This is a genomic window from Pseudalkalibacillus hwajinpoensis (assembly GCF_039851965.1).
GTDB classification, from domain to species: Bacteria; Bacillota; Bacilli; order Bacillales; family Guptibacillaceae; genus Guptibacillus; species Guptibacillus hwajinpoensis_E.
In genome coordinates this window covers 2,318,542-2,344,637 of sequence record NZ_CP156674.1, presented here as the reverse complement: position 1 = coordinate 2,344,637, position 26,096 = coordinate 2,318,542, and the positions used below count along the sequence as shown (strand labels likewise).

27 protein-coding genes and 1 pseudogene are annotated in these 26,096 nt (G+C 43.6%); 10 read left to right on the top strand and 18 right to left on the bottom strand.

Annotated features, from left to right (window positions below; all coding sequences use genetic code 11):
• Window positions 1-120 precede the first annotated feature (120 nt).
• From ABFG93_RS12290 to ABFG93_RS12270, 5 genes are all read right to left on the bottom strand, one after another.
• A complete protein-coding gene (locus tag ABFG93_RS12290; RefSeq protein ID WP_431521997.1) occupies window positions 121-2,127 on the bottom strand; it encodes a TRAP transporter permease in 2,007 nt (668 codons plus the stop codon).
• Entirely contained in the window at window positions 2,111-2,668 is a 558-nt protein-coding gene (locus ABFG93_RS12285; RefSeq protein ID WP_347548321.1) for a DUF1850 domain-containing protein, read from the bottom strand. The genes ABFG93_RS12290 and ABFG93_RS12285 overlap by 17 nt, the downstream gene beginning before the upstream one ends.
• Before the next feature lie 37 nt (window positions 2,669-2,705).
• Window positions 2,706-3,680 (bottom strand): TAXI family TRAP transporter solute-binding subunit, encoded by a 975-nt coding sequence (locus tag ABFG93_RS12280; RefSeq protein ID WP_347548320.1) that lies wholly within the window; start codon window positions 3,678-3,680, stop codon window positions 2,706-2,708.
• A 232-nt stretch (window positions 3,681-3,912) separates the two neighbouring features.
• Window positions 3,913-4,278, bottom strand: a complete 366-nt coding sequence (locus tag ABFG93_RS12275; RefSeq protein ID WP_347548319.1) for an SLAP domain-containing protein — start codon at window positions 4,276-4,278, stop codon at window positions 3,913-3,915.
• The gene (locus ABFG93_RS12270; protein WP_347548318.1) at window positions 4,262-5,323 is read right to left on the bottom strand and encodes an FUSC family protein; all 1,062 of its coding nucleotides are present in this window, start codon (window positions 5,321-5,323) and stop codon (window positions 4,262-4,264) included. The genes ABFG93_RS12275 and ABFG93_RS12270 overlap by 17 nt, the downstream gene beginning before the upstream one ends.
• 110 nt (window positions 5,324-5,433) lie before the next feature.
• Here ABFG93_RS12270 and ABFG93_RS12265 point away from each other — a divergent pair, with 110 nt between their 5' ends.
• The gene (locus tag ABFG93_RS12265) at window positions 5,434-6,066 is read left to right on the top strand and encodes a DUF429 domain-containing protein (protein ID WP_347548317.1); all 633 of its coding nucleotides are present in this window, start codon (window positions 5,434-5,436) and stop codon (window positions 6,064-6,066) included.
• 26 nt (window positions 6,067-6,092) lie between these two features.
• Here the strand turns inward: ABFG93_RS12265 and ABFG93_RS12260 are convergent, their stop codons facing one another.
• The 3 genes from ABFG93_RS12260 to ABFG93_RS12250 are packed head-to-tail and all read right to left on the bottom strand — an operon-like array spanning window position 6,093 to window position 7,923.
• Window positions 6,093-6,287 carry a hypothetical protein gene (locus tag ABFG93_RS12260; protein WP_347548316.1) on the bottom strand — a complete coding sequence of 65 codons (195 nt, stop codon included), beginning with the start codon at window positions 6,285-6,287 and terminating at the stop codon, window positions 6,093-6,095.
• A gap of 55 nt (window positions 6,288-6,342) precedes the next feature.
• On the bottom strand, window positions 6,343-6,816 hold the full coding sequence (locus tag ABFG93_RS12255; protein ID WP_347548315.1) for a glutathione peroxidase: 474 nt from the start codon (window positions 6,814-6,816) through the stop codon (window positions 6,343-6,345).
• Window positions 6,817-6,876: 60 nt separating this feature from the next.
• Window positions 6,877-7,923: a class I SAM-dependent methyltransferase gene (locus ABFG93_RS12250; protein WP_347548314.1), complete on the bottom strand. Its 1,047-nt coding sequence runs from the start codon at window positions 7,921-7,923 to the stop codon at window positions 6,877-6,879.
• 160 nt (window positions 7,924-8,083) lie between these two features.
• Between ABFG93_RS12250 and ABFG93_RS12245 the strand changes: the two genes are divergently transcribed.
• The 3 genes from ABFG93_RS12245 (at window position 8,084) to ABFG93_RS12235 (ending at window position 12,325) form a co-directional block, all read left to right on the top strand.
• A complete protein-coding gene (locus ABFG93_RS12245) occupies window positions 8,084-9,826 on the top strand; it encodes a B12-binding domain-containing radical SAM protein (protein ID WP_347548313.1) in 1,743 nt (580 codons plus the stop codon).
• 131 nt (window positions 9,827-9,957) lie between these two features.
• Entirely contained in the window at window positions 9,958-11,415 is a 1,458-nt protein-coding gene (locus ABFG93_RS12240) for an amidase (protein ID WP_347548312.1), read from the top strand.
• 58 nt (window positions 11,416-11,473) lie between these two features.
• The gene (locus tag ABFG93_RS12235; protein ID WP_347552826.1) at window positions 11,474-12,325 is read left to right on the top strand and encodes a DMT family transporter; all 852 of its coding nucleotides are present in this window, start codon (window positions 11,474-11,476) and stop codon (window positions 12,323-12,325) included.
• 66 nt (window positions 12,326-12,391) lie between these two features.
• Here the strand turns inward: ABFG93_RS12235 and ABFG93_RS12230 are convergent, their stop codons facing one another.
• The 4 genes from ABFG93_RS12230 to ABFG93_RS12215 are packed head-to-tail and all read right to left on the bottom strand — an operon-like array spanning window position 12,392 to window position 15,998.
• Window positions 12,392-13,135, bottom strand: a complete 744-nt coding sequence (locus tag ABFG93_RS12230) for an IucA/IucC family C-terminal-domain containing protein (RefSeq protein WP_347548311.1) — start codon at window positions 13,133-13,135, stop codon at window positions 12,392-12,394.
• Window positions 13,110-13,925, bottom strand: a complete 816-nt coding sequence (locus tag ABFG93_RS12225; RefSeq protein WP_347548310.1) for an ABC transporter ATP-binding protein — start codon at window positions 13,923-13,925, stop codon at window positions 13,110-13,112. The genes ABFG93_RS12230 and ABFG93_RS12225 overlap by 26 nt, the downstream gene beginning before the upstream one ends.
• A gap of 16 nt (window positions 13,926-13,941) precedes the next feature.
• Window positions 13,942-14,991: a FecCD family ABC transporter permease gene (locus ABFG93_RS12220; protein WP_347548309.1), complete on the bottom strand. Its 1,050-nt coding sequence runs from the start codon at window positions 14,989-14,991 to the stop codon at window positions 13,942-13,944.
• Window positions 14,988-15,998: a FecCD family ABC transporter permease gene (locus tag ABFG93_RS12215; protein WP_347548308.1), complete on the bottom strand. Its 1,011-nt coding sequence runs from the start codon at window positions 15,996-15,998 to the stop codon at window positions 14,988-14,990. The genes ABFG93_RS12220 and ABFG93_RS12215 overlap by 4 nt, the downstream gene beginning before the upstream one ends.
• A gap of 168 nt (window positions 15,999-16,166) precedes the next feature.
• Here ABFG93_RS12215 and ABFG93_RS12210 point away from each other — a divergent pair, with 168 nt between their 5' ends.
• Together ABFG93_RS12210 and ABFG93_RS12205 are read left to right on the top strand one after the other, a co-directional pair.
• Window positions 16,167-17,126: an ABC transporter substrate-binding protein gene (locus tag ABFG93_RS12210; protein WP_347548307.1), complete on the top strand. Its 960-nt coding sequence runs from the start codon at window positions 16,167-16,169 to the stop codon at window positions 17,124-17,126.
• Window positions 17,127-17,276: 150 nt separating this feature from the next.
• Entirely contained in the window at window positions 17,277-18,194 is a 918-nt protein-coding gene (locus ABFG93_RS12205; protein ID WP_347548306.1) for a zinc dependent phospholipase C family protein, read from the top strand.
• A gap of 280 nt (window positions 18,195-18,474) precedes the next feature.
• Here ABFG93_RS12205 and ABFG93_RS12200 read toward each other — a convergent pair whose 3' ends face one another.
• Window positions 18,475-19,761 (bottom strand): MFS transporter, encoded by a 1,287-nt coding sequence (locus tag ABFG93_RS12200; protein ID WP_347548305.1) that lies wholly within the window; start codon window positions 19,759-19,761, stop codon window positions 18,475-18,477.
• Between the two features lie 162 nt (window positions 19,762-19,923).
• On the opposite strand from ABFG93_RS12200, the gene ABFG93_RS12195 reads away from it, so the two are divergent.
• Complete coding sequence (locus ABFG93_RS12195) at window positions 19,924-20,232, top strand: hypothetical protein (RefSeq protein WP_347548304.1); 309 nt, start codon at window positions 19,924-19,926, stop codon at window positions 20,230-20,232.
• 96 nt (window positions 20,233-20,328) lie between these two features.
• Here ABFG93_RS12195 and ABFG93_RS12190 read toward each other — a convergent pair whose 3' ends face one another.
• Complete coding sequence (locus ABFG93_RS12190) at window positions 20,329-21,207, bottom strand: NAD(P)-dependent oxidoreductase (protein WP_347548303.1); 879 nt, start codon at window positions 21,205-21,207, stop codon at window positions 20,329-20,331.
• A gap of 74 nt (window positions 21,208-21,281) precedes the next feature.
• On the opposite strand from ABFG93_RS12190, the gene ABFG93_RS12185 reads away from it, so the two are divergent.
• Complete coding sequence (locus tag ABFG93_RS12185) at window positions 21,282-22,244, top strand: YndJ family protein (RefSeq protein ID WP_347548302.1); 963 nt, start codon at window positions 21,282-21,284, stop codon at window positions 22,242-22,244.
• A gap of 81 nt (window positions 22,245-22,325) precedes the next feature.
• Here ABFG93_RS12185 and ABFG93_RS12180 read toward each other — a convergent pair.
• The 3 genes and pseudogenes from ABFG93_RS12180 to ABFG93_RS12170 all read right to left on the bottom strand — a co-directional run.
• Window positions 22,326-22,430: pseudogene (locus ABFG93_RS12180) on the bottom strand (flavoprotein); the annotation flags it as partial.
• 61 nt (window positions 22,431-22,491) lie between these two features.
• Window positions 22,492-22,932, bottom strand: a complete 441-nt coding sequence (locus ABFG93_RS12175; RefSeq protein ID WP_347548301.1) for a MarR family winged helix-turn-helix transcriptional regulator — start codon at window positions 22,930-22,932, stop codon at window positions 22,492-22,494.
• 84 nt (window positions 22,933-23,016) lie between these two features.
• Window positions 23,017-23,463 (bottom strand): MarR family winged helix-turn-helix transcriptional regulator, encoded by a 447-nt coding sequence (locus tag ABFG93_RS12170; protein WP_347548300.1) that lies wholly within the window; start codon window positions 23,461-23,463, stop codon window positions 23,017-23,019.
• A 159-nt stretch (window positions 23,464-23,622) separates the two neighbouring features.
• Between ABFG93_RS12170 and ABFG93_RS12165 the strand changes: the two genes are divergently transcribed.
• Together ABFG93_RS12165 and ABFG93_RS12160 are read left to right on the top strand one after the other, a co-directional pair.
• Complete coding sequence (locus ABFG93_RS12165) at window positions 23,623-24,045, top strand: organic hydroperoxide resistance protein (protein ID WP_347548299.1); 423 nt, start codon at window positions 23,623-23,625, stop codon at window positions 24,043-24,045.
• A gap of 158 nt (window positions 24,046-24,203) precedes the next feature.
• Window positions 24,204-25,001: an MBL fold metallo-hydrolase gene (locus ABFG93_RS12160; protein ID WP_347548298.1), complete on the top strand. Its 798-nt coding sequence runs from the start codon at window positions 24,204-24,206 to the stop codon at window positions 24,999-25,001.
• Here ABFG93_RS12160 and ABFG93_RS12155 read toward each other — a convergent pair.
• Window positions 24,998-26,044 (bottom strand): GGDEF domain-containing protein, encoded by a 1,047-nt coding sequence (locus tag ABFG93_RS12155; RefSeq protein WP_347548297.1) that lies wholly within the window; start codon window positions 26,042-26,044, stop codon window positions 24,998-25,000. The two genes, ABFG93_RS12160 and ABFG93_RS12155, sit on opposite strands and share 4 nt — an antisense overlap.
• Between the last annotated feature and the right edge of the window lie 52 nt (window positions 26,045-26,096).

Genomic DNA, 26,096 nt, shown 5'->3' with positions numbered 1-26,096 from the left:
CTTTCTACAATTGCTAATATGTAGCTTTGACGACGCTTACATCATAACACACTCTTCTTTTCTCTGGAATTAGATACGATTTATTAAAAAAGCCGCCCACAAGTGTGAGCAGCTTCCTTTCTATGCATTCGCTACTTCCTTCTTCTTTCCATCCTGTTTAATCACAAATTGAAGGACGAGCAATGCAATAAAGAGGCCAAGTCCAATTAAATCTGTAAAGCCTTCCGGATAAATGAGCATCACACCAGCCGCAACGGCCGCAATGCGTTCAACAATCGCCATGGGACGGTACCAGTAACCGATCATGCCTGCCCCGATACTGATCATCCCTGTAATTGAGGTGAACACCACCCAGAGCAGTGTTTGCCACGTTGTATCAATCATCATCAGCTCAGGCGAGAGTACGAAGATGTACGGTATGATAAATGCGGCAATCGCGAGCTTTGCCGACTGAACCCCTGTCCTGAGCGGTTCCCCTCCTGATACACCAGCTGCCGCAAAGGCGGCAAGCGCTACCGGAGGCGTAATGTCTGCGACGATTCCGAAGTAGAACACGAACATATGCGCAGATAATTCCGGAACGGATAGCACGATCAGTGCAGGTGCCGCAATCGTTGATGTAATGACGTAGTTCGCTGTAGTTGGTGAACCCATTCCAAGAATCAACGATGCGATCATAGTGAAGAAAAGGGTAAGTAAAAGATTTTCACCTGAGAGTGAAACGAGACTGTTCGCAAGCTTAAGTCCGAGACCAGTCAGCGTTACAACACCAACGATCATCCCTGCTGCAGCCGTTGCAGCTGCAACTCCGAGCGCCGTTCGTGCCCCATTTGCAAGCGCGTCAATAAAATCACCAATGCCCATTCGTGTTTCTTTATTGACCGCCCCTACCACAATCGCAGTTAAGATCGCATAAAGCGCGGCGCGGGTAACGGACGTACCGGACATTAAGAAGAAAATAACGGCTACGATCGGAAGGAGCAGGTAAATTTTAAAGAGAACAGCTTTCCGATCAGGCATTTCCTCCTCAGTCAGACCGCGAAGGCCAATCCGCTTCGCTTCAAAGTGGGTCATGATCCAAATTCCAGTAAAATAAAGGAGTGCGGGGATTGTCGCGGCTTTCGCAATTTCCCAGTAAGTGATGCCTCCACCAATGAATTCAACCATCAAGAATGCTGCTGCTCCCATGATCGGCGGCATTAGCTGTCCGCCTGTCGAAGCCGCAGCTTCAACCCCGCCCGCAAACTCCTTCCGATAACCAAGTCGCTTCATCATGGGGATCGTAAACGAACCTGAGGTTACCACGTTTGCAACTGAGCTCCCGCTGATTGTCCCCTGAAGCGCACTAGAGAAGATCGCAACTTTAGCTGGCCCCCCAACTCGCTTTCCTGCGATTACAAGAGCTAAATCATTGAAGTACTGACCGACGCCAGTTTTCACGAGAAATGCTCCAAATAAGAGAAAGAGAAAGATAAACGTTGCTGAAACACCAAGCGGCGTTCCAAGAATTCCTTCGGTTGTAAAGTACATCGATCGAATAATCCGGTCAATGCTTAAGCCTCTATGCTGTAGAAATCCCGGCATATAGGGTCCAAGGTAAGCATAAAGAAGGAATACCGATGTAATGATCGTAATCGGAAGCCCAACGACTCGCCTTGTTGCTTCAAGTACGAGTACAATCGCAAGAAAACCAACGATTAAATCAAGTGTCGTAAGCCTCCCGACTCTGAATACAAGCTCTTCAAAGTTAAGGGGCCAGTACATTCCAACATAGACTCCGACAATCGCAAGAAGACCATCATACCAGGCAACCTGAAATTTAAGTTTCGATTGATTACGAAGTCTTTTTTTTGATGCAGGAAAGAGAAGAAAAATAAGTCCAAGCGCGAACGCCAGGTGAATCGATCGTTGAAGCTGTGCGGTGTATACTCCGAATATCGCTGTGTAGAGCTGAAAGACTGAAAAGCCTACAAGTCCGATAACGGATATCCATCCGATAATACCTGTCAGCCTGCGATGACCTGCTTCTGGATCAAACTTCGCCATCAATTCCTGCGTTTGTTCGTCTGTGAGATTTTCTTTATCTTCTTTTGTTTTCGGAGGCTGATCTTTATCCGTCAAGGACATTAACTCCTTTCATCCACTGCCATAAGCTGATTGTTGCTGATTCGAAATGAACCCATGAGCCCGGTTCTATAATCTTGCTTAATTTAATTTCTTTATTTTGGACAAGGAGAATGTGATCTGCTACAACCTGACCCGTTCGAAGGTCAATGGACGGAAACTTGCGGTTCATGCCCTTGATTTTGTAGCCATCTTCATCCTGGACAAATCGTTCCCCAACTCCTGCATTGGAAGGCATCCCAACTGAAAAGCTCTCGTAGTAGAGCTCATATTGAATAATATCACCTGATTCTGATACATAATACGACTCCTGAACAGGTGTTTTGTGGACAGAATGCGTATAGCGAATATCAAAATTGGTAGGATCGTCTTCAAACGGTACGTATGCGAGAACTTTTCCAGACTCTCCATTTTCAAGCGCCATCACCGGGAAGAAGGGATATAGAAAAACAATCGCAATCAAGACAGCTGCGAGGCTTGTTTGATATAAAAATTGTCTCGTTGAGGCAGAAAGCTTCATGGTAAGAAGACGCAGGCTTTTCACCTGCGTCCGTCACATCCTTTTTTTGTAGATTTCTGGTCTACTCGATCCCTTTCTCGTCAAAATACTTCTTCGTACCAGGGTGAAGATCAATTCCGACACCATCTAGAGCTGTGTCAGCTGTAATAAATTCACCTTTTGCATGCGTGATTTTATCGGAGTTCTCAAATATCGCTTTCGTCACTTCATACACATAATCTTCCTCAAGGTCTGAACGCGCCACAAGCATGGCAAGCACTGCTACTGTCGGTACGTCACTTTCAAGTCCGTACGTACCACTCTTAACGGTATCTTCTGCATAGTAAGGGTATTTCTCAACAAGCTCACTAACTTTGTCTTCTTCAATTGGAAGGATCGTCACAGGCTTTACAGCTGAGAGTCCTTCTACAGCTCCAGTCGGCGTTCCAGAAGTGATGAACGCTGCATCAATCGTGCCGTCCTGTATTCCCTCCGTTGATTCGTCAAAAGCAAGGTGCTGGGCATCAATATCCTCCATCGTAATGCCATGAACCTCAAGAACCTGTTCAGCGTTCGCATATGTTCCACTTCCTGGCGCACCAACTGATACTTTCTTTCCCTTTAGATCTTCGATTGAGGTAATTCCTGTCTCCTGTAATGTTACGACTTGAATGGTTTCAGGATAAAGCGTTCCAATTGCCTGGATATTATCAACCTTACCGTCCTCAAACATTAATTCACCTTTTGTTGCATAAGCTGCAATATCTGTTTGAGTAAATGCGATATCTGCATCGCCATCCTGGAGAATTTGCATGTTTTCAACAGAAGCTCCAGAGGACTGTGCGTTAGCGCTCTCAATATCTGTTTCATCTTGAATAATATTAGCTAACTCACCACCAAGTGGGAAATACGTACCGCCAGTTCCCCCTGTTAATAAACTAAGCTCTGAAGGCGAACCATTTGCTTCTCCTCCACCCGAATCTCCTCCACATGCTCCGAGCACCATCACTACTGATAGAATAACTACGAGTAAGCTAAGTATTCTCTTTTTCCCCATGCTAGTTCTCCCCCTTTAATAGTTAGAAAATTTCAAATTTACTATACCATATCCTTCTAGCAATTGGTACAGATTGTTGTAAAAGTCCAGCATTACCCCAACTGTTATAAAACAAAAAAAACCACATTTCTACGATTTTCGTTTCATTTCGACGGGATTTAACCGTTAATTGTGTCGAATGAGAAAGAAAAGTAGTTTCATGTGGTTGGTTTTTTTGTCATTTAAAGTAAATTTAAATGGTGATTTTCCAATTTTGGAGAGAAGGGCGTCGAATCAACGATGGTGTTTGGAAAATAAATGTCCATGGTACAGCCTTACCATAGGGAACGGTAAGCGATTGATGGGTGAAACACCCTTCTGCCAGTAGTTCCTGACCCTCGAAATAAAACAAATTTTGCTTCTGTAATTTCCAGTCCTGTTCGCCATTTAAGATGATAACAGATGCTAGCAAACAGTCCCGATGATTAAAAGCAGCCCTAACTGGAACGAACTGCAGCTTTCCTTCTTGTATAGGATTGTTTTCGTATACATTCAAAAACATGGTTCGATCGCCATCTGAAATCGTCCGTTCCCACTTTTCTTCAAATTTCAGTGTCATGCTTCGCGCTCCTTTTTACATAGCGATCTTCTTTCTGTTCTAGAATATACAGATCATCAATCACGTCGTTGAGAGAAAGAAGTTCAAAAATAATAATCATTTTTCCTGTAAAATGATGGCGTGGTTCTACCACCTCTGTCCTTGAATCATCAAGGTCATGGAACAGCTGATCTAACTTCTCGATGCTAGTAAGATGCTTCTGAGTAAGCTGGTTGGATGGATTATGGAAGGCTTTGGATATGGAACGACCGGCTTCCATAATAATGTTGTGATGTTCTTCATCAATGCCATTTTTCGTATCTGTGAATAGCATATTCCCCAGGTGATAAAGAATCTTTTGCAGGTATTCTAGCTTCTTTAGTACAACAGAGAAGCTACGAACCTCATTCATACTATGACGTCGATATTTCCATTCCTCGCGCTGATACGAAATTAACTTAAAGGTACGTTCAAGATCACGACTTAAGCGTTGATAAACGATGGTTTGTCTTCGTGCATGAGGTAAATCAGCAATAATTTGATCAAGCAAATCACCTGAATTATGGTACAGCCGCTCGACGCCATCGTTTATCATCGTATGAAATTTAGGCGGCATGACGAAGTAGTTGACAGCTGTTGAGACAAAAATCCCGATTAATGTTGTACTAAGTCTGACGACAAACGAGGACATGTAGTCGCCTGTAGTATCAGGGATCATGGCCACTGCGGTAAGCGTTGCGACGAGCATACCATCATCTAGACCAAGCTTATGACACGCAATCAGGGTAAAGGTTGCAGCGAGTGCATAGGTTAGCGGGGATTGGTGGAGAAAGGATTCAAACACCATTGCAAAGCCAGCACCGATTGCCGCTGCCGGAAAACGGATTATTCCTTTCTTGATTGAATCTGATGCGGTCGGCTCAACGGTTACAATCGCCGTAATCACTGCAAATAGAACAGGTAGTCCAAATGCATCGCAAATCAAGGCGGTCAAAAAAGCCGCCAGACCCGTTTTTAATATTCGTCCTCCAACGAATTTAAACACTTTTTGTTTAAGATCTGTCATAGGTATCAGTCCGTTTCTATACCTTCATTATAACGTACGCACCGCCTTTACTTGAACCCGTTTTCCACTTAATGTGTTATTTAAATCAGATAAAGAAGGAGCAACTCATATTGGAGATATTCATTGGAATCGACTTATCAGGGCCCTCGAACACGAAAGACACCTCACTTGCGTTATTTGAAGGAGATAAGAACTTTCTTGTTTTTAGACAATTGGCAGAAGGTGTAACTGATGCAGACATTTATAATGTGATCGAATCGCAGCAAGCCTCGGTCACCATTGGAATTGATGCACCGCTTTCCTATCAACCAGGCGGCGGTGATCGTCCCGCTGATCGTGCTCTGAGGCAGAATATCGTCGCAAAAGGAATGCGTAGCGGCTCCATCATGACACCGACGATGACGCGAATGGTGTATTTAACGCTGAGAGGCATCTCACTTTCAAGAGGACTTTCAACAGGCTCTGCGACTATCTTAGAAGTTCACCCTGGAGCAGCAATTGGGCTCAGATCGCCGGATATCTCATCCGTTGTTACCTATAAAACAGACATGGACTCACGTCTTCAAATAAAAGCGTTCCTTGAAAATGAGGGAGTGCAAAGGTTACCAGTAGATGCACTCAAATCCTCCCACTCATTTGACGCCTGCCTTGCTGCTTATGCTTCATGGAAATGGAAGCTCGGGAAGTCCGAATTCCTTCAGCCGGCAGACCCTCCATTTCACCCTTTTCATTTTAGTTGCTGATGACTGTATACAAAAACCCCGCGCAATTAACTCCGCAGGGTTTCTTCCAAGACTTTTGGAACGACGTCGCGTACGACAATGGATAGAACACTTATGAAAAATGCTGTAATTGCCATCGCAAATGAAGGGAACACATCCCATTCACGATCCATGCCCCATCCACTGAGCATCGCTCCTGAAAACGTTCCAATCATATAGCAAAACGGAATCCACCATTTCATTTTGACTATCACCTCAAAGATGATATACCCGGTATCGACAAATTTTGAACCTCTATTAGAGCACTGCCTCAATATCTTTCAAAATTGTATGAGGTTCAGTCGTCGGTTCATAGCGTTCTACTACGTTGCCATTTTGATCGACGAGAAACTTGGTGAAGTTCCACGGAATGTCACCGTGTTCAACTTCTGGGGCCTCATGAGTCAGGTACTGAAACAGAGGATGCGCGTTTTCTCCGTTAACGTCTACTTTCGCAAACATCTGGAAACGAACACCGTAGTTAATTGAGCAAAATTCCTGAATGTCTTTCTCAGATCCCGGCTCCTGTGCCCCGAACTGATTGCATGGAAAACCAAGGATTTCAAACTGTTCATCTTTAAGGGAATCATAAAGTTCCTGAAGACTTTCGTACTGTGGTGTCAGCCCGCATTTGCTAGCGGTGTTTACGATCAATAGCACCTTACCGCTGTATTCAGATAGCGGCATGGCATTTCCTTGAAGCGTTTCGGCAGTGAATGAATGTACAGTCATGTTACCCCTCCTATTGGTTCGTCTCACCTCACTTTTATCATAATTACGACACAATCGCCATTAGCGAGCCCTGGCAATAATCCCATTGTGCACTTTAATAAACCCATGTCTTATAATATCAAAGCCGTTCTCATAGGCGTAGAGCCCCATCTGGCGGATATCCATGAGCTCACGGTACGTATGATTCATCATATCTGCCATAATGTGGTAATATATTCTTGATTTCATCTGATTTCTTGGGGTTGTCATGATTACATAGCCGTTATCTTTTACAAATTTACGATGCCACTCCAGAATTGCTGGCTTGTGTTCATCTGGAACATGCTCAAGAAGACCGACGCTTAGGACAATATCAAATTCTTTATGGAAATCAAGGTCGCGGATGTCTTTGACAAGGTAGGTAATGTTCATTTGATCTTTATACCAGACTTTAGGAGAACCCGTCTCTGGATTCGTACCAAGAAAAGGATACGTATCAGGGAAATGCGCAAAACGATCTGTCTTACAGAAAGCGTCATAATCAACCATCACAATTTCTCCACCGGGATACATGGCGTGGAGTTGCATTGCTTCATATCCTTCAGCAGCGCCAAGAAAAAGAATACGAGGATTTTTGACATCAAGTCCTTGAAAAAGAGCCCGTTTGCCGCGCGGGTCCCAAATGCCGTCTTCAATACGATGAACGTAGTTCCAGAGTGACAGACGCGTCATTTCTCCAAGTCCCTGTTTGATATCACGAAGACGGAAGCCTTTGAAATCTTCCTTCAAGGAGATTTTTATCCGCTGCTGTTCAGCAGGAACGTCCTGCATAAAAAGGGTATGAAAGGACCGATTGAAATACTCCCATGACGTCTTAACCGGCATGTCCTGCTGGTTCTCCTTCTCCCAGTCTCGCCGGTCCTTAGCGATTTTCTTCACTTCAAACGGCCTCCCAATTTCCTTCCATGACAATTGTGACCAGTCACTCACAACGTTCGCATTTAGAAACCGATCGATCTGCTCATTTCTTGCATTTCGCAGATCGACACGATAACCAGGCAACAGCGACGTGTACTCAAAGTCTTCCTCCGAGAAAGGGTGTTCTCTCGTAATTGAAGCAAGTTCCAATTTGGTCACTCCCTGCTTTTTTCATCTATCTTCTCACGTAAGCGCTTTCTTTTCAATTATTTTCCGAATTATCAGACTCTAAAATCCTCACACTGAAACTGATTATTTCTTACGCCAGGTGATATAATGAAGAAATTAACAATGCAGGAGTTGGAAAGAAATGAAGATAGTTGTAAGTACGTTGAATGCGAAGTTTATTCATACCTGTCTCGCATTACGTTATTTAAAAGCCTCCGCTGCCCCTGAATATAACGTCAAGATGGCAGAATATACAATTAAAGATCCTGTCATGAATATCGTAATCGATCTCCATAGTATGAAGCCCGATGTGATTGGCTTCAGCTGCTATATCTGGAATATCGAAGAAACGATTCCCGTTATTGAAATGCTAAAAATAGTAAATCCATCGTTAACAATTGTACTTGGCGGTCCAGAAGTTTCATATGATGTGTATGAATGGCTCGACCGTATCCCACAGGCTGATTACATTGTCATGGGTGAAGGAGAGGCTACCTTTAAGGAGCTTCTTCAATCCATTGAAGCTGGTGAATCGGCTGACCATGTGAAAGGCATTGCTTACCGTAAAGACGACAAAAACCATATCAATCCACCAGCGCCTAAGCTCTCACTAAGTGAAATTCCGTCTCCATTCCGGTTCGAAGAAGACCTTGCAGATCTCGGTCGCCGCGTCACATATGTGGAGACGAGTCGAGGCTGTCCTTATTCCTGTCAGTTCTGCTTATCTTCGATTGAAATTGGGGTAAGGTATTTCCCTGCTGAGCGTATGAAAGAGGAACTTCAGTATTTAATGGACAATGGGGCGAAGACGATCAAGTTCGTTGACAGAACGTTTAATATTCGCAGAAATTATGCCCTTGATATGTTTCAATTCTTGATTGATGAGCATCGGCCCGGTTGCGTTTTTCAATTCGAAATCACCGCGGACATCATGCGCCCAGAAGTTCTTGAGTTTCTAAATAAAGAAGCCCCTCCAGGACTATTCCGTTTTGAAATTGGTGTTCAATCGACAAACGATGAGACGAATGAGCTTGTCATGCGAAAACAGAATTTCGAAAAGCTCGCACGGACGGTAACCATGGTGAAAGATGGAGGGAAAATTGATCAGCACCTTGATTTAATCGCTGGCCTGCCTGGGGAAGATTATCGGTCATTCCGCAAAACCTTCAACGATGTATTCTCATTTCGGCCTGAAGAGCTCCAGCTCGGATTTCTTAAAATGCTGCGCGGTACGGGTGTCCGCCTGAGCGCTGAAAAGCACGGTTATCTCTACATGGACCGTTCTCCGTACGAAATACTCGGAAATGACGTCTTATCATTCGACGACGTGATTCGCATTAAGCAGGTAGAAGACGTACTTGAGAAATACTGGAACGATCATCGTATGGATACGACGCTCGAATATCTTGTAACGGAGGTTTTCCAATCTCCCTTCGACTTCTTCCAGGAATTCGGAAGCTATTGGGAGGGAAAAGGCTGGTCTCGCATCGGCCATCAGCTTGAAGATCTATTTCGACGTCTCGCTTCCTTTATGAGCGAGCGCGCACCTGAGCATATGGATCGTCTGACAACGTTTATGAAAATAGACTATCTCTCTAATTCAAAAACAAAGCCACGTACTGTCTGGTGGAGTGATCGGTTGGAGAAGCGCGACGAAACCGCTCTTATTAAACTTGTAAACGAAAATCCACTTCTTCTTGGGGAAGCATTCCAATCACTAAACCTTTCTGAGCGTGAGCTTCACAAACATACGGTGGTTGATGTTCTTCCGATTGGCCCAGATGAAGTGGAGCAAACGTTTTTACTTATTTACTATCATCCAAAAACGAATGAACGTGACGTTTTCTATGGCTCGCTTCCTTCTAAATTTTCGGTTATTTCCTAAGGAATAGTGGCATTTCGTCACAAGCGAGATGCCACTTCCATTTATCAGGTTAAAAGGGTTCTGTTCTTTAAAGACGAATAAATAGATATACCATGTCGGAGGATAGGCCGACAACTTAATGGAGGGATAGCATGACAATATTAGAAATGGATGCCCTGTCCCTGTCGAGAAAGATTTCGAACCGAGAAATCTCATCGCATCATGCTGTTAAAACGTATATCGAGCATCTTAACACAATTAATCCTGTGCTGAACTGTCTTGTAGAAAACCGCTTTGAATCAGCACTGGAGGAGGCTAAACGAGCTGATTACATGCTTGCCACTGAAGAGGCACGAGGCCGTTTATTTGGAGTCCCAATCAGTGTAAAAGAATGCTTCCATGTTGAAAATATGACAACAACCGGTGGACTCAGCTATCGCGCTGGTTCACGCGAAAAAACTGATGCCGAGGTCATCAGTCGCTTGAAGGCAGAAGGCGCGATTATTCTTGGTAAAACGAATACACCAGCTCTTTGCTTCTGTCAGGAAACTGATAACAAACATTACGGAAGAACAAATAACCCGTGGGACACCAGAAGAACATCAGGCGGCTCAAGCGGTGGAGAAGGCTCATTGATCGCAGCAGGCGGAGCTGCTGTTGGCATTGGTGCTGATATTGGGGGCTCCATTCGCTTCCCTGCTCATTTTAATGGGATCGTCGGTTTTAAGTCCGGAAATCGCCAGGTCTCACAGGAGGGAAATTTCCCCTTCGTCGACAAGCCTGAGCAGGAGCGTATGCTCGGCATTGGCGCGATGAGCAAATCTGTTCAAGATGCTCGTCTTATTAACCAGATTATCGCTAACGAGCCACCGCCAGATCGAAATCTTTCGGATTTCAAACTTGTTTATCCGCTCCCACATCATCGCTTTCCGATTAATCGAGAAACGTTCCAACTCATTTCAAGTATGAGAGAAGCATTTGAAGATGAATTATCTGAAGAGCAGGTCAATCCCCCATTTTTTGATGAGGCGGCACTGATGTGGCAGCAAATCATGTCCATTGATGGTGGAGCCGACATGGTGAAGCTCATGACGGATAATGAAAAGGCCAGTGCGTTTGCTGAATTTATGAAAGAAAAGTTATTTCGAAGTTCTGACGTCCATCCTTATCTCTCGTGGGCATTAATTGGTACAAAGCTTTTCAAGCCGAATCAGAAACAAATCAATCAGATTCATGCTGCCCTTAAGCGTGGAGATGATATTTTAGAAGACTATTTAGACAACCGCATTCTTATTATGCCAGTCTATCATTCACCTGCACCCATTCACGGCGAATTGTATCAGGAATTATTTTCAATTCGAAAAACGTTTTTGAATTACATGCCTTACATTGCCTATGCGAATGTGTGGGGCCTCCCTTCACTGACCGTTCCAATCGGAACAAGTAAAGAGGGACTGCCAATTGGCGTTCAGCTCGTGAGTCGGGTTGGTAATGAAGAAGCGCTTTTTCAGCTCGGTGAACAGATTGAAGGGCGGATTGGTGGGTATAGTCGATGCACCCTGCATGACAATGATCAACTGAAAGAGCAAGCTGAAGCAGAATTTGTATAATAATCTGGAGGAATCTTCCTTGTCTAACAACCCAAACACAAAACCTTATGTCGCCATCATGATCGCGGTTTTTTTCGTATCGACCTCCGCAGTCATTGTAAAGCTTGCTTCAGCACCGGCTTCCATCATTGCAATGTATCGCCTTCTGATTGCGATTGGGCTGATGCTTCCGATTGTTTTACTAAACTGTCGAGATGCCTTTAAGAAAATTAAAGCAACTGACTGGGGATATGGAAGTCTAGCAGGTGTGAGTCTCGCATTTCACTTTATTCTCTGGTTTGAATCACTGAATTACACGTCTGTCGCGAGTTCGGTCGTACTCGTAACACTTCAACCTCTGTTTGCGTTCATAGGGACCTATCTTTTTTTCAAAGAAAAACTTACCCTTCCTGCAATTGCAGGAGGGCTAACGGCGGTTACGGGATCTGTTGTGATTAGCTGGGGTGATTTCCAAATAAGCGGCATTGCACTCTGGGGTGATATTCTTGCGCTTACAGCCTGTGCGATGGTAACCGGCTACCTCTTATTTGGGCAGAACATTCGAACACGGTTAGATCTGATTCCCTATACCTTTATCGTCTATGGGATTGCCGCTTTGACACTCGTAATCTACAATCTCGTATTACGTTATCCATTCGTTACATATCCCACTTCCGATTGGACTTACTTCCTTCTGCTCGCCCTCTTCCCTACTCTGCTTGGCCACTCGCTTCTGAACTGGGCTGTGAAATGGGTAAGTGTGAACGTCATATCGATGAGCATTCTATTTGAGCCAATCGGCGCGAGTATCCTTGCCTACTTCATTCTCGGGGAGACCCTGCACTCGATGCAGTGGGTTGGAGGAGGTATTATCTTAGCAGGACTCTTCCTGTTTATTAGGAGCTATACCCGAAAACCAACTGAAACCTAAAAAAGCGTGCCCATAGGGTACGCTTTTCTCATTCGACATCATTCGAGCTAAACCGGGTGGTGCCTGTCACCGTGCCTTTGGACACGTTTTGCAGCATGCGCCACCTACAGATACCTGGTCATACAGACAGCATGTTCGGCGGAAGCGAATTGCTCCATCTGTTGTTTCTGTTTTCTCAGTGTAATAAGGGAGAAAAGGATTAGCACCACATGTAAAGCTTGTGCAGTTGAATTCACGAAGGAAATAATGGAGGTCTTCTTCTGCCCTTCTTTTTTGTACTTTGTCACCTTCTGATGGGATCAACGTTTCATAGAGCCAGAATAAGTAGATCGAAACATTTTCCCAGAGAATAGCAGCTGATAATTTAGTAGCCTTTACCATTGCTTCTACAAACGGAGCGAGGTTTTCGTTTATCACCTTATTTGCAAGCTCACTCCGTGCTAAAGATCGGTCTTTCGATGGATCGATCCATTCATCATCTATAACCAGATTGATCATCCACGGCTCTGCATCCAAATCCAGTCGGTATGCAAGCTTATCCGTACCTGCATCCACTGGCTTATTCCACATTGTAAAGGCGTATAGGATCGGAGCTATCGCCATAAATCCATAGCGCTTCGTAAACTGAGACCCGGCGACTACGAGGGAAGGAAAATGCCCTTCCGTGACAAGACGTTCAAGCAAAGCTTTTAACTCATTTGCATCGAGAAGCTGTCTTATGCTCATATGACTTGCAGCCCCCACCTGAAGCCGAAGCAGCTCAAGCTTCTCTTTTTCCTTTAGATTAAACACCTGTTGCTTCGCGACCATGAACCTTCCTCCCTTTGCCATGTGGCACGCATAGAGGCGTCCCGAACAATGGATCTGAAATAATGTCACACTGCAAACCAAACACGTGCTTCACGAGATCAACATTCACAATATCCTCTGGCTTACCCTGGTCATAAATCCCTTTGTCTTTTACAGCAATGATATGGTCTGCATACCTGCACGCGAGGTTGAGATCGTGTAGAACCATCAAAATCGTTCGGTTATCCTCTTTATTAAGTTCGAAAAGAAGATCGAGAACCTCTATTTGATGAGCAAGATCCAGGTATGTTGTGGGTTCATCGAGTAAAATAATGTCCGTGTCCTGTGCGAGCGTTAGCGCAATCCACGCTCGCTGCTTTTGCCCACCTGATAATGAATCCACATTTCTCTCCGCAAATTCTTCCATATGCGTAGCTCTTAATGCCTTCTGAACAGCCTCTTCATCTTCTTCAGACCACTGACTTAACCAGGTTTGATAGGGGTACCGTCCCTGTTTAACGAGCTGAAGAACAGTCAGTCCTTCAGGCGCTACTGGGGATTGAGGCAGAATGGCCATTTTGCGGGCAATTTCTTTCGTTGGTTTTTTTGAAATCGCCTCACCATCAAGCACAACGCCACCAGAATGAGGCTTCAGGAGGCGTGCAAGACTTCGCAAAAGTGTCGATTTCCCACATCCATTCCCGCCTATTAGAACACTCATTTCACCTTCTGGGATCAGTAAGTTAAGCTCTTCGATCACGGTTTGCTCGCCATACCCAAGCGTGAGATCTTTCGTTTTTAATGCGTACATTCGCCCACCTCCTCTATCATTTGTTTCTTGATCGATACAATAAGTAAATAAAATAAGGCGCCCCTATTGCGGCTGTAAAAACCCCTGCTGGTACTTCAAGCGGCGAAAATAGCGTCCGACCAATTAGGTCTGCAATCATCACAAGCATGCTGCCAACGAGTGCAGATACTGGAACAAGTACACCGAATGAGGAACCAACCAGCTTTCTCGCAATATGCGGAGCCATTAATCCTACGAACCCAACTCCACCAGCAAAGGCTACTGCACCGCCTGCAAGTCCGGTGCTGATTAACAGCAGCACGATGCGATCTCTTAAAAGAAGTGCACCTGCTCCTTTTGCGACATCGTCCCCAAGCTCCTGAAGGCTTACCCTTCTTGAATACACCATTAGAAGCACGAGGAGTACGACTACCCAGGGCAGAAGGGTCAACACGTCTTTGCCATTCGTACCATGCACGCTTCCGGTGATCCATATATTCGCTTCAGATGCTCGGTAGATTGGCCCAATAATCATTAGAAGGGTTGTTAATGCCTGCAGAACCGCAGTTAGCCCAATACCGATTAAAACAAGGCGAATTGGTGAAATGCCATTTTTCCAGGAAAGTACAAACACTAGAAATCCTGCAACTATTGCACCAATAAACGATGCAAGCGGCATCCATTGAATACTTACAGTCAACGCATTTGCCTTATCACTAAAGATCGTTAAGAAGCCAATCGTCGCCAGTGCTCCCCCCCAGGTAATCCCAAGGATATCCGGCGATGCAAGTGGATTACGAATCATACCCTGAAGGATAGCGCCTGATACTGCAAGGGCAGCTCCAGCAAGAACAGACATGGCGATTCTAGGAAAACGAAACTGTTTTACAACAAGTTCGTTCATTTCAGTACCATAGCCAAATAGTGCTTTCACTACAGCATCCGGTGTCATGAAAATCTCGCCTACACCGACACTAATCAGTGCTGTTAGAATAACCGCTCCAATTAAGCCTGCAATGATCAAGACAGCTCGTCGATCGATTAAAAAAGAGATAGCTCTCATTCGAAAGGAAGTGTACTTCGTCATAGCTGTTTAAACTCCCTTCGAGCAATGTAGATAAAAAATGGTGTACCAATGACCGCAGTTAACACACCAACAGGTGCTTCAAGCGGCGTAATGACATACCGAGCTGCGATATCTGCTGAAAGCAGTAGAATCGCACCAAGAATGGCGCTGTATGGAATGACCCAGCGGTAATCCGGCCCGGCAAAATAACGAGCAACGTGCGGAACAACTATACCAATGAAACCGATTGGTCCCGCTACAGCTACAGATCCTCCAGCAAGAAATACAATTAATAACGCCGCTCCTAATTTCACAAGAAGCGTACGCTGCCCGAGCCCTTTTGCCACATCTTCTCCCATTACGAGGGTATTAATTTTGGAACTGATGAGAATCGCGCCAATCAATCCAATACCGATGTATGGTGAAACTGAGAGAAGCATATCCAGACTGCGTCCTTCAATCGAGCCAGCAAGCCAGAACAACACTTCCTCCAGTGCTTTTTCATTCAACACGAGCATCCCCTGTGTTAGTGATGAGAACATCGCTGCAATGGCTGCACCTGCAAGAGTTAGTTTCATAGGCGTGAGCCCTTCTCTGCCAAGTGAACCGAGCATATAAACCACAATCGATGCAACAGCTGCTCCTAGAAATGCAAGCCAACTGAAAGCAGCTAGAGACGATACAGAAAAGAACGTCACTGCAACGACAATGACAAAACTAGCCCCCGCATTGACCCCAAGAATGGATGGAGAAGCAAGTGGATTACGCGTGATCGCCTGCATGAGTGCCCCAGCCACAGCAAGGCTTGCTCCAACTGCTGACCCTACAAAAGCTCTCGGCACTCGATTTTCTATTATAATAATATGTTCATTACTTCCGTTAAATTGAGTAAATGATTGCCAGGCTGTTGTCCATGTGATGCTAGTCAGGCCATAAACAACACTTGCTGCCATTAATAGAAGCACAATGACCAACCCGACCACAATTCCTGCCCATTTACGCTTTAACGAGTTAAGTTTATTTGTCATAAAGGTTAATCCCTTTCCTTATCATCCTTATTAAGTGTAGAAAAAGAATGAAAGCGTGTCAACGATTTTGAGAATCAATCTCATTTAACTGTTGACACTTGTGTGACAATTCAGTATGATAACAACGTAAATGAAAATGATTATCACTATACATAGGGGGATACACGTATGTTGAAAAAAAGTTGGATGATGATTAGTTTAGCTGTTCTCATGGTTCTTGCTGCTTGTGGAAACAGTAATAGCAATAATCAAACTAATTCTGGTGAGCAGGAGAACGAGAAGCAAGCAACAAGAACAGTTAGCCACGCAATGGGCGAAACAGAAGTTCCGGAGAATCCTGAGAAAGTTGTCATTTTAACAAATGAAGGAACCGAAGCCCTTCTTGCTATGGGTGTAACACCTGCTGGTGCGGTAAAATCATGGCTAGGTGATCCGTGGTATGACCACATTGCAGAGGACATGAAAGATGTTGAAGTCGTTGGTACTGAAAGTGAAGTCAACCTTGAAGCGATTGCAGCACTTAAGCCAGACTTAATTATTGGGAACAAGCTTCGTCAGGAAGACCTTTATGATCAACTAAGTGCAATTGCACCTACCGTTTACTCAGAAACATTAAAAGGTGACTGGCAGGAGAACTTCGAATTTTATGCAAAAGCGATCAACATGGAAGATAAAGGCGAAGAAGTCATGACGACTTATAATGATCGAATTGAGTCAATGAGTGCAGACCTTGGCGATCAACTTGAGAAAAAAGTATCCGTCGTTCGTTTCCTTGCAGGTCAAACTAGAATTTATTACAAAGACTCATTCTCAGGCGTTATCCTTGAACAACTTGGCTTCGCTCGTCCAGAGTCCCAACAGAAGGAAGAGTTTGCTGAAGAAGTCACGAAGGAGCGTATCCCAGAAATGGATGGCGATGTTCTCTTCTACTTCACTTACGAAATTGGAGATGGGGAAGCGAATACCACTGCAGAAGAATGGACGAATGACCCACTCTGGAATAACCTTGGAGTTGTGAAAGAAGGAGACGTTCATGAAGTTAGTGATGCGATCTGGAACACATCTGGTGGTGTCATCTCTGCTAACTTGATGCTTGATGACATTGAAGACGTATTTTTAAGTGAATAATATCTGGCCCAGCTTATGCTGGGCTTTTTTCATGCTTGCATTTTAACAAATAAGGGAAAAGAATTTAAAGCGTTTTCTTAAGAATATGGAAAGAAGACAGGTTGATCTCAGGTATAATAGTAGAAACACATATAGGGAGGGGGCAAATCGATGCCAAATGTCTGGACACATATTTTATTTGGGGAAGAAGCTGCTATGGAAGCCGGCATATGGAATACGATTAAGGGAGACCTTCCTTTCTTTCGACTGGGAGCACAGGGACCTGATCCTTTCTTCTACCATCATTTTTGGCCATGGAAAAAGAATAAGCCCGTTCAAGAAGCTGGCGAAGTCATTCATCAGCTAAATTGCGGTCCATTCTTAATGGAAATGATCGAATATGGAAAACACAATGACTCCAAGCTTCGTTCTTATATACTCGGTTTTATCACACACCACATTCTCGATCGTAACACGCACCCCTACATTCACTATCGTTCTGGACTAGAAGGCAATCGCCACCAGCAGCTTGAAATTATTATCGATACGATTCTTATGAAGGAACACAAAGATATTGAAACGTGGAAAACGCCAGTTTATCAGGAGATTCAGATTGGAAAAGACCTCTATCAGCCAATTGAAATGATGCTTTATGAGCTTATTCAATCGTTTTATCCAGAAACGGCTGCACGCATGCCTGAAGACTATATTAATCAGTCCTATCGCGATATGGTTCTCGCTCTCAAGATCTTATTCGATCCGCTCGGATGGAAAAATCAACTATTGAAGAAGCAAGTTTCCTCTTTCTCTTATCAAAAACACATTGATGATCGAGATTATTTAAACCGTGAAGGAACAACGTGGATCCACCCTGCCGTTAAACAAGAAGAATCCACAGCCACTTTCGAAGAACTTCTCGAACAAGCAGAAGAAGAAGCAACAAGTATTTTACGACTCACTCTCGACTACTGGCATAATGAAGAGAACTGTTATACCGAATTAAAGGACCTAATTGGAAATCGTTCATACGATACCGGAAAAGATTGCAGCTTAACGCTCGAGTTGAAGCATTTTGATCCCATTGTTTAGAAAGCGATGATTTGATTCTTATTCTTCTTCAAATTACAATCATTTTGACATTGAAAGCGACATAGTAGAAATCAAGAACGACTCGTCAATTGACGAGTCGTTTTTGATTACAGGGCTTGATTAACTGATTAACAAACAAGGTAATTTAGCAATATTCCTTATTTTACCATATAAAATTCTTGACTTCTTCCCATTCCTAATCCACTTTTATAATCCGATAGGTCTTCTTTTAAAAACGTTTCTTTCTTTTTCACTCTTTATCCTCTATTCATCCGAAGGCTCATGCTTTCACGCCCTCCTGCGCCATAACAACCTTCGCCTGTTCCTTTCCCTTATCAATGTTCACTTTGTTAAGTAAGAAGATCCCAGCAAGGAAGAAGATGACGAGCGAAACGATACCGAGGCGACTTGATCCCGTGATCTGACCCACAAAGGCAAATAGGAATGGGCCGAAAATGGCTGAGAATTTAGCTGATATACCATAGAATCCGTAAAATTCCGCATGGCGGTGATCAGGAACCATGCTGCCGAAGATCGAGCGGCTCAGTGCCTGGGCCCCACCCTGTACAAAGCCGACCATGATGGCGAGAAGATAGAAGTGTGTGGCTGTTGTCATAAAATAGCCAAGCAAAACAATCCCAACATAAATCCAGAGTGCCAGCATAAGTGCTCGTTTTGCACTAATTTTCTTAGCAAGGTAACCGAACAAAAAGGCAAAGGGAATGCCAACAAACTGTGTGATCAAGAGTGCGGCAATTAAATCATTGGCATCAATCCCAATGTCACGCCCATAGATCGTCGCCATTTTAATAATGGTAGATATGCCGTCGTTGAATAGCCAGAAAGCGATGAGGAAAATTAAGAGCTGCTTGTAATGGTTCAGTTCTCTAACTGTCGTACGAAGGCGCTTAAAGCCAATAGTGAGATATGAGCCGCTCAGAGAAGGCTGGCTGCGCTGCTGTTCCTTCACATGCTTGAACATCGGAAGAGAGAAAATAAACCACCAAAGACCGACACTCGCAAAGGAAAGCTGTGTGGCGACAAGCGTATTTGGAAGGAAAAACCATGATGGATTTAAAATCATTAGTAAATTAATAAGAAGCAGAACACCGCCTCCGATATAACCGAACGCGTATCCCATTGCTGAAATCCTATCTATCTCATCACCTTTTGCGATTTCAGGTAAGAAAGCATCATAGAAAACGTTACTGCCTGAGAAACCAATTGTTCCGAAGATGAGCAGTATGGAAGCTATCAGGTAGCCACCTTCTCCTACAAATGCCATCAAAATGCTGGCCATCATCCCCATATAAGCAAAAAAACGCAAGAATTTCATCTTGGAATTCGAGTAATCTGCTATCGCACCAAGAACAGGTGCAAGCAAAGCGACGATCAACACAGCAATCGATTGCGAATAACCCCAGTAGGAAGTAGCGAGGCCTTCATCAATGTTTTTGGCAGCTACATCATAATAGAAAACAGGTAAAACGGCAGCCATCATTGTTGTTGCAAATGCAGAGTTAGCAAAATCATACATCATCCAGCTACGAATCTCTTTTTTTCTCATTTCGTCTCCCCCAAGAAGTTCGATTACGTTCAGCTCAGCAATTCATAGAACAATTCCCTTTATAGATGGAAATTTTTTATATCCAATTTACGATTGCAAGACTTGCCACTATATACTGCTACGAGTACACTTACGGTAAAGTGATGAAACGGAGGACCAGTTATGGACCAAAATGATATTCAAAACAGAGTAATTGAAAACTATCAGCGTGATGAAAACATGATGATTCTCGTTTTTGCTCAGTGGTGTGTGAATAACGATCTGAATCCAGAAACAGTTTATGAAAAAGCATATCCGGATCAAATCAACAATTCCGCTCTCAAGCAAAGCATTGATCTTGTCGTACCAAAAGAAGAATCAGAGCACATTCCAGACCAAACCGTTATTGGCGTATTATCCCTGTTCGGGAATGACGATCTTGCTTTTGTTGTGACTGAAGAACTAGAGAAACGGCGGAAAGAGAAGAAATAATCTCTTTACGAGTTTATTCGGCAACGATAGGAAACTTCCCTTTTTGCTAATGATAAAAGACCCGGGGTACCTCCCGGGTCTTTTATTGTCATGCTATTAATCTCGGAATAACGTGACCAGTGCCTGCGTCCCGCTGTCTTCTTCCCCTCGTTCTGCTAGGTCTTCATAGAGTTGTTTAGAAAGCTCAAGCCCTGGTATGAGCATGTCCATTTGTCTGGCAGACTCAAGCGCAATGGTCATATCTTTAATAAAATGCTTCACATAGAATCCCGGCTCAAGACGATTCGAGATCATCCGCGGAGCAAGGTTGCTTAATGACCAGCTCCCTGCCGCTCCGGACTCAATACTTTTTAGAACAGTTGTCGGATTTAACCCAGCTTTTTCTGCATAAACGATCGCTTCACATACACCGATCATGTTGCTTGCAATCGCAATCTGGTTGCACATTTTTGTATGCTGACCAGCGCCTGCCGGACCCTGAAGAACAATATTCTGCCCCATTACTTCAAGAATGGGCTGCACCTTTTCGAACACTTCTTGTTCGCCGCCTATCATAATCGATAACCGACCTTCTTTCGCACCTACATCTCCTCCTGATACCGGAGCATCAAGTGCATAAAGCTGCTTCGATAACGCATGCTCGTAAATTTCTTCTGCAAGCGAAGGACTTGAAGTGGTGAAATCAATTAAGATGGCCTGTGAGCGGGCATTTTCAAGAATGCCATTCTCACCTATGTACACTTCTTCAACATCCTTTGGATACCCAACCATCGTCATAACCACATCCGATTTAGAAGCGAGGTCTTTTATGGTCTCCTGCCATTCAGCCCCTTCAGTAATCAAAGCTTCTGCCTTTTTCTTAGTTCTCGTATAGATCAGCGTGCGATAGCCGGCTTTTATTAAATTCCGAACCATGCTTTCACCCATCACACCAATTCCAATAAATCCTAATACAGGTTTTGAAGTCAATTCCATTTCATTCGCCTCTCTTTCCAAAATTTCCTTTTCACTTCCGTGTCTTCATCGTACACTAAAAGGGAGGTGAAATCATGATGAAAACAAGTAGTTTTGCCGGAATTTTTCTCTGGGTTGCCTTCGTGGTAACAAAATTAATAACAACAAACATTGATACACTGCAGTATGTCATGATTCTTTTGATGTTCGCATACCTGGTGCTGGTTCCATTAACATTAAACCTGGTACCTCAAAAGAAGAACTCATTTTATCGCTATGCGGCAATCCTTCAGCCGGTTTCTGCCGTATGTGCTGGGGTCTCTTTTTTCCTTGAACAGGGACTTATAGCTGCCCTGTTTGCAGTACCCTGGCTATTTACAACCATACTTATTGCGATTTACGGCTTTACACGCTTCTTACAAACGTGGAAGAAAAGCACTATTTTCGAAGTTCTCATTCAGCTTGGGTTGATGTATATCTGCATTGGTGGCGCCTGGCTTGTCTTACATAGGACAGGGATGCAAATTCTTCACTTCAGCGATGTTATTGTCTTGTTAACATCCATCCATTTTCACTATGCTGCATTTGTTACACCGATCACAATGTCCTTCATTGGGAAAATCCTCATCAAAACGGCTCCCGTGTTAAAACCATGGTTCAAACTTATCGCCGTTTTTGTATTGCTCGGACCACCATTCATCGCTGCAGGAATCACCCTTTCTGAATCTATGCCTGTTCTTGAATTTATTTCAGTGGTTGAATTCGTATCACCGCTTATTGTGTTTTCAATTCTCTGCCTTGTTTACTTAATTCCGAAATTGGATTACACCATTCAAATGCTACTATCCATCTCGTTTGTCTCGCTCCTCTTTTCAATGAGCTCAAGCATGATTTATGGATTTGCACACATTAATGAGACAGTTATCCTCGGTATACCCTTAATGATCTTCTTTCACGGTTTTGTGAACACATTCGGATTTACTCTATTTGGGCTTCTCGGAGTTACTTCGCTTCATGAAACAAGCAAAACAAAGCAAAAATCCAGCCTCTCAATATGAGAAGCTGGATTTTTGTTAGGGGCAGTAAAACCCCCACCTCAAGAATGTAAATCAATCGAGACGTTTAGGTGGGGGTCAATTGCTTGAAGCACCGTAAGGCGAACCTCCAATGCCCTCTGTTGTTAGCTGTTCAGGGGTTTCACCATATGGGAGTCCCACGTAAATCAAACCAAAGTGCATTAAAGGTGGCTGTTCTGAAATCCGTTTAAAGAATCCTTAATTCGAGATATATGACAAAAAGAAGCTCTTAAAGCTTCTCTGCGTAATGTCCGAGCTTCTTCAGTAACTCAATCGCTGTTTCTTTCTCGGACTGATCTAGGCCGGCAAAAATAGATTGAACCTGCACCTCATGCTCAGGAAATATACGGTCCATCAAACTCTTTCCTTCATCCGTAATAACCGCATGTGTAATACGGCGATCATTCGGGCATGGATTTCGCTTCAGGTACCCCTTTCCTTCAAGCTTGTCGACAACATATGTGATACTTCCACTTGCGAGAAGAATTTTCTCTCCAATTTGCTGCAACGGTTGGTTTCCTTTGTGATAAAGCAACTCAAGCACGGCAAATTCAGTAGGGTTTAACCCGTAACTCTGGATATCTGTTTTAATATGATCTGTTACAGATCGACTTGCCCTTGATAAGACAATAAATAGTTTTAACGACAGCTCTCGATCGATTTCATTCATAGCTCTCACCCTTAATTTAATATCTTGAATTCGAGATAATTATACGCAACACCAATCAGTGATGTCAACTCTTTCTTTGAAGCGTTAGGATTCGTTTACAGCATGAATGTGATCCAACAATTGTTGAAAGCCTGTAAGCGCCTTTTGAAATTCCACTTTAGACAACCCGCTGTTCGAGGCTAACGCATCTGGAATAATACACGCCTTCTCTTTTAACTCTTCCCCTTTAGCAGTTAAACGAACCATCACGCTTCGCTCATCTTCTTTTGATCGTTCTCTCTCAACAAGATCAGCTTCCTGCATTCGTTTCAGAAGCGGAGTAAGTGTACCGGAGTCCAGGTATAATTCTGTCCCAAGCGCTTTTACAGTCGTTTCATGGTGCTCCCATAGAACAAGCAACACGAGGTATTGAGGGTAAGTGATGCCAAGCTTATCTAAATAAGGGCGGTACATCTTCGTAATCTCCCTTGAGCATGCATAAACCGAAAAACAAAGCTGGTTTTCTAGTTTCAATTGTTCGTTTTGTTCCATTATTAGCACCTTCTTCCCATTAAATTGTGCACAATTAACTTATCTCGATTAACCATCGATGTCAACTATCTCGGATAATTGACATCGATAAAACGTTGTTGTATATTTGATCTTGTAAAATTAAATTGTGCACAATCATATTAATAGGAGGAATGACAAATGGAATCTTTATACACAGCGAAAGCATCAGCTCACGGCGGTAGACAGGGGAAAGTTGAATCATCTGATGGTGTCATCAACATGGATCTTCGTATGCCAAAAGAACTTGGCGGTCAGGGAGGAGAAGCAACAAATCCTGAACAATTATTCGCTGCAGGCTATGCGGCATGCTTCGATAGCGCTTTGAACATGGTTGCACGTATGAAGCGTATCAAAATCAAAGACACGGTTGTGGAAGCTCACGTTTCAATCGGAAAAGAAGAAGACGGTGCATTCGGCCTTAGCGCAAAGCTTCACGTTACAATTCCTGACGTAGATCAAGCTACAGCAGAAGAATTAGTTGAAGCCGCCCACCAGACTTGCCCTTATTCAAGAGCAACTCGCGGAAATATTGAAGTGGAGTTAGAGGCAATCGCTAAATAAGAAGAAGATTTTTGAAGTCCTGCCGTACGATGAACGGTAGGACTTCTTTATGTTTTAGCCCATTTGAGAACGAAACAGCCACTCTGTATGCGAAGGTAGCTTTTTTCTGCATGAAACTCGCTATACTAGAAGTAGATTAGTGGAAGGTGTGATTGAATGTGCTCACAGTGTCAGAATTTGAGAGCGTAAAAGCCATTAAAGGAACGTTTAAACTAGCCGGGGTTCGCATGAACGTGTACCTCTATCTTATAGATGGACTATTGATCGATAGTGGGCCAAGTCGTCTTCAGAAGGAAATCGTCGACTATCTTTCAAATGAAATCTATCATCAATTGATTTTTACACATCATCATGAAGATCATACAGGCAATGCGGCTGTTCTGCCCGGGAATGTTCCCATGTACATTCATCCTTCAGGTATTCCTCTCTGCAAACGAAAGCCGCATCTACCTTTTTATAGACGCTTATTCTGGGGTTCGAGAAAACCGTTCACTCCAGAGGGAATTGACCAGCAGATTAAAACGCGGGACCATACATTTGAGTTATTACATACACCTGGACACGCGTCTGATCATCTTACGCTTCTTGAAAAAGATCAGGGATGGCTCTTTTCAGGTGATCTTTATGTCATGAGTCATCCAAAAAGCATTTTTGCTTTCGAGTCTATCCCAGACGTGATTGCATCACTTGAAAAGGTGTTAACCTGTGAATTTAAAACGGTATTCTGCTCACATGCTGGGATTCTACCTAATGGACGAAAGCGGTTAAAGGAAAAGCTAGACTACCTGCAATCGATTCAAGGTCAGGTGCTAGCGAAGTTCAATGACGGCAAACCAATCGCCACTATTCAAAAAGAGATGTTCCCCACACGCCATCCGCTTAACTACTTCTCTCTTTTTGAAAATTCATCAAGACACATTGTAACCTCGATCATTAAGAAAGAAGGGTCTCGCTAACGCGCGTGACCCTCCAAACATTGATCATACCAGCATATTTGGTCTCGACCCATTCTTTTCGCGCGGTACAGCCGCGCATCGGCAATTCGTAAGCAATCTTCAATATGGTCTTCAAGAGGAAAAAGAGCGGTTCCATAACTCAATGTTACTTGAAAAGATTCATCATCAACGGTATAGGTCAGCTCTCTGATCGCTGACTGGATACGAAGCAAGCATTTCTTAGCATCCTCCTCATCGTTCGCCTTAAGAAGGATCGCAAGCTCTTCTCCCCCATACCGATAAGCCCTTCCATTACCTGCAATCTCTTCTTTTATGAGAAAACAAATCTTCCTCAGCACGTTGTCTCCAGTCATATGCCCAAATCGATCATTCACAGACTTAAAGTAATCAATATCAGCGAGAACAAGCATAAGAGGCTTCTTTCCTTGAGAATATGTAAGCAAGTCTTCCTGAAATGAACGATGATTATATAGATCGGTTAGAAAATCCTTTCGTGCCATATCTTCAAGCTTTGTATTCTTAGTTCGCATCGTCCGTTCCCTGGAGACGATAATGCCGCCTAGCAAACCCATAAACAAGAGGAACATAAAATCAAGCAGGTAAGTAACTAACTGGTCGCCCTGGAACGAATATCCCTTAAGAATTAGGACAACGGTGTACCCCACTCCCAACAAAATGGATGCAAGCACCCCTCCACTAAATCTCCAGTAGACTGCTACATGAAGGATGATTAAGTAAGCAATTGGAAAGAGAGGGCTTTCAGCGCCACCGGTTAGGAAAACAAGCCACAAAAAAGCCACGTAATCGAAAGCGACACTAAATTTTGTCATAAATCGATAACGTTTTGAGTTCAATGGTGTTTTGTGAAGCGCAAGTTCAGCCACTGTCATATAAACCAAACCAAAAAGAAGCAAACTTAGAAATGCGTCATTGTTACTCTTTAAGTAAAAATAATAATATCCACACGCAATTAATAAGAAAATCCACCGGAACGAAGACAATACACTTTCAATAATATGGTCATTTTTTGTGAAGAGCTTCATATTTAATTCATCCTTTTCATATGGACTTTTTATCCAACTATGAAAATTTTTC